The following is a 7,087-nucleotide window of genomic DNA, read 5'->3' as shown; positions in this document are numbered from 1 at the left end:
ACGGGGCGCGGCGCGCGGCCGGGAGCTGCTGGACCGGCTGCTGCGCCGCCGCGGGCGGCGGGGTGCGCGCCGGCGGCGGGGGCGGGGTGTTCGAGCGGGCGGCCGCCGAGAACGTGACCGGCGCGCCGGTCCGCGGGTCGCCGAACATCAGCTGTTGCGTGCCGTTGAGGGCGATCGTCGGCCGGCGGACGCCGCCCACGAAGACGCCGTTGGTGCTGCGGTCCGTGAGGATCCACCCCGTCGGCCCCGCGGACGCCACGGCGTGCGTCCGCGAGACCAGCGGGTGGTTGATCGTCACGTCCGATTCGAGCGTGCGCCCGAAGGTCACCGTCTTACCCGGGGCGAAGGTCAGCGTCTGCCCGTCCACAGTGACGGTGAGAACCGCGGTATCCGTACTCATCACGGAGCATTGTATTCAGACGCCGCTTGCCCTGGGCTTATGCCGCGCTTGTTGTGCGCGCGCGGCAGGGGCTCACGGCCCCTACAGGTACTGCCCGGTGTTGTTCTCCGTGTCGATCGCGCGGGAGGCGCTCGAGTTCTTGCCCGTCACCAGCGTCCGGATGTAGACGATGCGCTCGCCCTTCTTGCCCGAGATCCGCGCCCAGTCGTCCGGGTTCGTGGTGTTGGGCAGGTCCTCGTTCTCGGCGAACTCGTCGACGATGGACTCCAGCAGGTGCGTGATCCGCAGGCCGGGCTGCCCGGTCTCGAGGAACCCCTTGATGGCGTGCTTCTTCGCCCGGTCCACGACGTTCTGGATCATCGCGCCCGAGTTGAAGTCCTTGAAGTACATGACCTCCTTGTCGCCGTTGGCGTAGGTCACCTCCAGGAACCGGTTGTCGTCGGTCTCCGCGTACATCCGCTCGACGACCCGCTCGATCATCGCCTTCACGCAGGCCTCGCGGTCGCCGCCGAACTCGGCGAGATCCTCCTCGTGGATCGGCAGCGCCGGGGTCAGGTACTTGGAGAAGATGTCGATCGCACCCTCGGCGTCGGGCCGCTCGATCTTGATCTTCACGTCGAGCCGGCCGGGGCGCAGGATCGCGGGGTCGATCATGTCCTCGCGGTTCGACGCGCCGATCACGATGACGTTCTCCAGGCCCTCGACGCCGTCGATCTCCGACAGCAGCTGCGGCACGACGGTGGTCTCCACGTCCGAGCTGACGCCGGAACCGCGGGTGCGGAAGATCGAGTCCATCTCGTCGAAGAAGACGATGACGGGCGTGCCCTCGGAGGCCTTCTCGCGGGCCCGCTGGAAGATCAGGCGGATGTGCCGCTCGGTCTCGCCGACGAACTTGTTGAGCAGCTCGGGGCCCTTGATGTTGAGGAAGTAGGACTTGACCTCGCGCGAGTCGTCGCCGCGGACCTCCGCGATCTTCTTCGCGAGCGAGTTCGCCACTGCCTTCGCGATGAGCGTCTTGCCGTTGCCGGGCGGGCCGTACAGCAGCACCCCCTTGGGCGGGCGCAGCGAGTAGTCCTTGAACAGGTCCTTGTGCAGGAAGGGCAGCTCGACGGCGTCGCGGATGAGCTCGATCTGCCGGCCCAGGCCGCCGATGTCGGAGTAGTCGACGTCCGGCACCTCCTCCAGCACCAGGTCCTCGACCTCGGCCTTGGGGATGCGCTCGAAGGCGTAGCCGGCCTTGGTGTCGACCAGCAGCGAGTCGCCGATGCGCAGCTTGCGCTGCGGCAGCCCGAACTCGTCGAGACCCGGGTCGTCGGAGGCCTGCAGGGCCAGCGGCGCGGCGAGCCGCACCACGCGCTCCTCGTCGGCGTGGCCGACGACCAGGGCGCGCGCACCGCCGTCGAGGATCTCGCGCAGGGTGGAGATCTCGCCCACGGTCTCGTACTCCGTGGCCTCGACCACGGTCAGCGCCTCGTTGAGGCGCACCGTCTGGCCCGTGCGGAAGGTCGCGACGTCCAGGTTCGGGGAGCAGGTCAGCCGCATCTTGCGCCCGGAGGTGAACACGTCCACGGTGTCGTCCTCGAAGGTGCCCAGGAGGACGCCGTACCCCGACGGCGGCTGGCCCAGCCGCTCGACCTCCTCGCGGAGCGTGAGCAGCTGGTTGCGCGCGTCGCGCAGCGTCTCGAGCAGCTTCGCGTTGCGGGTGGTGAGCGCGTCCACGCGCTCGCGCAGCACGGCCGCGGACGTGGCCTGCGGGGCGGACGAGTCCTCCGGCGCGGCCGAGGGACGGGTCGGATCCGGTTCCGTCACGAGTGAACTCCCTTTCCGTGGGGACTTCTCACGCTACCCCTTGTTGGACCGCCGCTGCGGACGTGGCGCGACCGTGCCGTCGGCCAGTCGCCGACAGGTGATGAGGAACGCGGTATGGCCCTGCATCCGGTGCGACGGGCGCACCGCGAGGCCGACGACGTGCCACTCGCGCACGAGCGCCTCCCACGACCGCGGCTCGGTCCACATCGCCTGCTCGCGGATCGCCTCGACCACCTTCGACAGCTGCGTGGTGGTGGCGACGTAGACCGTGAGCACGCCGCCGGGGACCAGCGCCCTGCCGACCGCGTCCAGCACGTCCCACGGCGCCAGCATGTCCAGCACCACGCGGTCGACCTGCGGGCCGTCGTACTCGGCGAGGTCGCCGAGCTGCAGGTGCCAGTTGTCGGGGCGGCCGCCGAAGAACTCCTCGACGTTCTTCGCCGCGTACTCGGCGTGGTCCTCACGGACCTCCCAGGAGGTCACGGAGCCCTCGGGGCCGACGGCACGCAGCAGCGAGCAGGTCAGCGCGCCCGAGCCGGCGCCGGCCTCCAGCACCCGCGCGCCGGGGAAGATGTCGCCCTCGGCCACGATCTGCGCGGCGTCCTTGGGATAGATCACCTGCGCGCCGCGCGGCATCGACAGCACGTAGTCGGTGAGCAGCGGGCGCAGCGCGAGGTACGGGGTGCCGTTGACGGCCTTGACCACGCTGCCCTCGGGGGCGCCGATGAGCTCGTCGTGCCGGATGCCGCCCTTGTGGGTGTGGAACTCCTTGCCCGCCTCCAGATGGACGGTGAACTTCCGGCCCTTCGCGTCCGTCAGCTGCACTCGGTCGCCCACCACGAAGGGCCCACTGTTCGCCATGGTGGAACATCTTCCCAGCCACCCCGCTCGCGGGGCGAATCCGACCTATCGGTAGGACTGGTACATGGCTGATGACGCGTTCTTCCACCCCGCCGGGACCCTCGACGCCGACGGGGTCGAGTACGAGGTCTTCGACCCCACCCCGTCGACCGCGAGCGTCTGGGCCGACACCATGCAGCACGGGGCGCCGCCCGCGGCGATCATGGTGCGCGCCATGGAGAAGCTGGTCGGTGAACAGGCTCGCATCTCGCGCGTGACCATCGACATCCTCGGCGTCGTCCCGATCACCCGCACCCGGGTGCGGGCGTGGGTCGCCCGGCCCGGCCGCACGATCTCGCTCCTCGCCGCGGAGTTGGACTGCGTCGACGGTGCCGGGCAGTACCGCACCGTCGCGCGGGCGCAGGCGTGGGCGCTCGCCACGTCCGACACCGCCGCGATCGCCCGCGACCTCTCCCCCGTGCTCCCGCCGGCGGGCCCGGAGCAGGGCGTCATGCCGGGCTTCTTCGAGCACCTCCAGGACCAGGGCTTCCTCGCGGCGTGCGACTGGAAGTTCGTCGACGGTCCCGACGGGCCCGACGGCATCAAGCAGTGCTGGATCCGGGCCAGGATGCCGCTCGTCGCGGGCGAGGCGCCGTCGCCGCTGGTGCAGGTCTTTTCCGTGGTCGACGCCGCGAACGGCATCTCCGCGTACCTCGACCCCGCCGACGTGACCTGGATGAACATGGACATGACGGTGCACTTCCACCGGTCGCCGGAGCCCGTGGACGGCTGGATCGGCCTGGTGGGCGATCAGCTCGTCGGGGGCGAGGGCATCGGCACCACGGTCTCGCGCCTCTACGACGGTGCCGGGGCGTTCGCCGTCGGCGCGCAGACGCTCCTCATCGCCGCGCGCTGAGGCCGGCGACGCGGCGCGGCGGCCGGTGTCAGAAGCGGCAGCTGCGGATGTCCGTCATGAGGATCGCCTTCGCGCCGAGCTCGGCGAGGTCGTCCATCACGGTGTTGGCCTCCTTGCGGAGCACCATGGCGCGCACCGCGACCCACTTCTCGTCGGCCATCGGCGCGACCGTCGGCGACTCCAGTCCCGGCGTCACGGCGATGGCGCCGTCGAGCAGGGTGCGCGGGCAGTCGTAGTCGAGCATCACGTACTGCCGGCCGAAGACGACGCCCTTGAGGCGCGCCGTCAGCTGGTCGCGGGCGCGGTCCGATTCGAGGCCGACGCGCTCGATGAGCACGCCCTCCGAGTCGCAGAGCGAGTCGCCGAAGGCCACCAGGTTGTTCTGCCGCAGCGAGCGGCCCGACTCGACGACGTCGGCGATGAGATCGGCCACGCCCAGCTGGATCGAGATCTCGACGGCGCCGTCGAGGCGGATGACCTCGGCATCGAGGCCCCGCGCGGCGAGGTCGCGGCGCACCAGGTTCGGGTACGACGTGGCGACCCGCTTGCCGCTCAGATCGGCGACGCTCCACTCCTGCCCCGCCGGGCCGGCGTAGCGGAAGGTGGAGCGGCCGAAGCCCAGCGCGAGGCGCTCGGTGAACTCGGCACCGGAGTCCAGCGCGAGGTCGCGGCCGGTGATGCCCATGTCGAGCTCGCCCGAGCCGACGTAGAGGGCGATGTCCTTGGGGCGGAGGAAGAAGAACTCCACCTCGTTGGCGTTGTCGAGGACCGTGAGGTCCTTCGCGTCGGAGCGGCGGCGGTAGCCCGCCTCGCTGAGGATGGCGGCGGCGGCCTCGGAGAGCGCGCCCTTGTTCGGTACAGCGACCCGCAACATGTGTCTGTCAGATCCTTCGGGAAAGAGAGGTCGGGCTACAGGTAGGAGTAGACGTCGTCGAGCGTCAGGCCGCGCTTGACCAGCAGCACCTGCAGCCAGTACAGCAGCTGCGAGGCCTCCTCGGCGAGGTCCTCGTCGCTCTGATGCTCGGCGGCGATCCACACCTCGCCCGCCTCCTCGAGCACCTTCTTGCCCAGGAAATGGATACCGCGGTCCAGCGCCTCGACGGTCCCGCTCCCGGCGGGCCGCTCCTCGGCCTTGGTGGCCAACTCCGCGAACAGCGTCTCCATGGTCTTCACGAAGGTCATTGTCCCACGCGAACTAGAGTGGTCCGTGTGGAGGGCAGTGCGACCGAGGCGACAGCACCGTCGGCCCCGGATACGGACGGGCCCGGCACCCCACCGGCGAAGGGCGCAACGCAGTACCGGTACGCCCGCGCACTGATCCGGGCGCGGCTGCGGGTGGTGCGCGCCGCGCGGGACCCCGACCGCTTCCTGCGGGAGAACTACGAGGACTTCGCGGCCCGGCATCCGGCATGGGCGTGGGCGTGGAGCCTGCTGCACCTGGACTTCGCGGGACTCTTCGTGGGCGGCCTGTTCCTGATGAGCAGCCTCACGGTCTCGCTGCTCCCCCGGTCGTGGTTCTTCCAGGGCATCGTCTCGGGGATCAACGCGGTGATCGGCTACGCGATCGGCGTCTTCCTCAAGTGGGTCGTCGTCGACCTGCTGGTGCGCGCGCACCCCATCCGCGACGACCCGCGGCGCGCCCGGTTCGTGCCCGTCTGGCGCGCGCTGATCGTGCTCGGCGTGCTCCTGGGCGGCCTGGGGATGATGATCGCCGCCAAACGCTGGCAGGACGACGTCCGCGCGCTCATGGGCATGCCGCCGGGATCGGACCTCTGGTATGTGCTCACCCCGGTGGTCGCCTTCCTCGTCGCGGCCGCGCTCATCTCCTCGTTCCGTGTGCTCCGCGATCTGGGGCTGTTCCTGGCGCGGCGCGCCAACAAGTACCTGCGGGTGCCGCAGCCCGCGGCCAAGGTGCTGGGCTTCGGCCTGGTGGTGATCCTGGTGGTCTTCATGGTCAACGACGTGGGCTTCCGCGCCTTCACCGCCACCGCGAACGCCCTCGCCTCGTCGACCAACGACCAGGAGTCGCCCGATTTCCCGCAGCCGGCCGAGAGCTGGAGGTCGGGGTCGGAGGGCTCCGCCGCGCCGTGGTCCGGACTCGGCAACGAGGGGCGCAAGTTCGTCTCCGGTGGGTTGCGCGCCGCCGAGATCGCGCGGTTCACCCCCCGCCCCGTGACCGAGCCGGTGCGCGTCTACGTGGGGCTGGAGAACGCCGACACGCCCGAGGACCGGATCGCGCTCCTGCACCGCGAGCTGGCCCGCACCGGCGCGCTCGACCGGGGGCACGTGGTGGTCGTGCCGACCACCGGATCCGGCTGGGTGAACCCGACCGCCGCCCGCGCCGTCGAGCTGATGTACGACGGCGACGTCGCCCTCGTCGCGATGCAGTACTCGTACCTGCCCAGCTGGATCTCCTTCGTCACCGACGGCGAGGCCTCCCTCGCCTCCGGGAAGCGGCTCATCGACGCGGTCGTGGCCGACGTCCGCGCGCGGCCCGCCGCAGCGCGCCCGAAGGTGCTCGTGATGGGCGAGAGCCTCGGCACCCGCGCCGGCGAGGGCGCGTTCGCCGGGCTGCCCGACATCCGCGACAAGGTCGACGGTGTCGTCTGGCTCGGGCCGCCGCGGGCCAACCCGATCCACTCCGCGATCACCGACCGGCGCGACCTGGGCACGCCCGAGGTGCTGCCCACCTACACGGACGGGCTGATCGTCCGGTTCACCGACGGGCAGCGCCCGCTGACCGGCGAGGGCGGCAGCGGCGGGGCCGAGTGGCTGGCGCCGCACATCGTCTACGTCCAGCACCCGTCGGATCCGGTGGTGTGGTGGTCGCCCGAGCTCATGCTGCGCCAGCCGGACTGGCTCCGCGAGCCGCCGGGACGCGACCGCAGCCCGGCGATGGCCTGGTACCCGTTCGTCACGTTCTGGCAGGTCTCCGCCGATCTCGCCAACGCCGCCGGGGTGCCGGACGGGCACGGCCACAACTACGGCACCGCCGTGGTCGACGCCTTCGCCGCCGTCCTCCCGCCCGCGGGCTGGACGCCCGCGGACACCGAGCGGGTGCGGATGGCCGTCATGGCCAGCGCCGCGATCGACGGTGCCGAGAAGTAGCCGCTCGACACCGC

The 7,087-nt window shown here is 71.1% G+C and carries 7 protein-coding genes; 2 read left to right on the top strand and 5 right to left on the bottom strand.

Translation table 11 applies throughout. The annotated features are described in order from the left end of the window. The 3 genes from ACNAYW_RS23075 to ACNAYW_RS23065 all read right to left on the bottom strand — a co-directional run. The coding region (locus ACNAYW_RS23075) for an FHA domain-containing protein (protein WP_415851959.1) at nt 1–400 on the bottom strand (400 nt) is incomplete at its 3' end. An 81-nt stretch (nt 401–481) separates the two neighbouring features. Beyond that, nucleotides 482–2,209, bottom strand: coding sequence for a proteasome ATPase (gene arc, locus ACNAYW_RS23070; protein WP_415851958.1), 1,728 nt, complete (start codon nt 2,207–2,209; stop codon nt 482–484). Nucleotides 2,210–2,242: 33 nt separating this feature from the next. Continuing rightward, nucleotides 2,243–3,070 (bottom strand): tRNA (adenine-N1)-methyltransferase, encoded by an 828-nt coding sequence (locus ACNAYW_RS23065; protein ID WP_415851957.1) that lies wholly within the window; start codon nt 3,068–3,070, stop codon nt 2,243–2,245. Between the two features lie 64 nt (nt 3,071–3,134). Here ACNAYW_RS23065 and ACNAYW_RS23060 point away from each other — a divergent pair, with 64 nt between their 5' ends. Next, on the top strand, nt 3,135–3,965 hold the full coding sequence (locus tag ACNAYW_RS23060) for a thioesterase family protein (protein ID WP_415851956.1): 831 nt from the start codon (nt 3,135–3,137) through the stop codon (nt 3,963–3,965). 28 nt (nt 3,966–3,993) lie between these two features. Here ACNAYW_RS23060 and hisG read toward each other — a convergent pair whose 3' ends face one another. Together hisG and ACNAYW_RS23050 are read right to left on the bottom strand one after the other, a co-directional pair. Further along, complete coding sequence (hisG, locus tag ACNAYW_RS23055) at nt 3,994–4,839, bottom strand: ATP phosphoribosyltransferase (RefSeq protein ID WP_415851955.1); 846 nt, start codon at nt 4,837–4,839, stop codon at nt 3,994–3,996. A gap of 35 nt (nt 4,840–4,874) precedes the next feature. Then, the gene (locus ACNAYW_RS23050; protein WP_068525912.1) at nt 4,875–5,138 is read right to left on the bottom strand and encodes a phosphoribosyl-ATP diphosphatase; all 264 of its coding nucleotides are present in this window, start codon (nt 5,136–5,138) and stop codon (nt 4,875–4,877) included. A gap of 36 nt (nt 5,139–5,174) precedes the next feature. Here ACNAYW_RS23050 and ACNAYW_RS23045 point away from each other — a divergent pair, with 36 nt between their 5' ends. Further along, entirely contained in the window at nt 5,175–7,073 is a 1,899-nt protein-coding gene (locus tag ACNAYW_RS23045; protein ID WP_415851954.1) for an alpha/beta hydrolase, read from the top strand. Nucleotides 7,074–7,087: the final 14 nt, after the last annotated feature.

The sequence above is a fragment of the Tsukamurella ocularis genome (assembly GCF_965138335.1).
GTDB lineage: Bacteria > Actinomycetota > Actinomycetes > Mycobacteriales > Mycobacteriaceae > Tsukamurella > Tsukamurella ocularis_A.
This window is presented reverse-complemented; position numbering and strand designations above follow the sequence as displayed.

Excerpts from the sequence above, each read along its gene's own strand:
- hisG (WP_415851955.1), bottom strand. The coding sequence starts at position 4,839 with ATGTTGCGGGTCGCTGTACCGAACAAGGGCGCGCTCTCCGAGGCCGCC.
- ACNAYW_RS23060 (WP_415851956.1), top strand. The coding sequence starts at position 3,135 with ATGGCTGATGACGCGTTCTTCCACCCCGCCGGGACCCTCGACGCCGAC.
- ACNAYW_RS23065 (WP_415851957.1), bottom strand. The coding sequence starts at position 3,070 with ATGGCGAACAGTGGGCCCTTCGTGGTGGGCGACCGAGTGCAGCTGACG.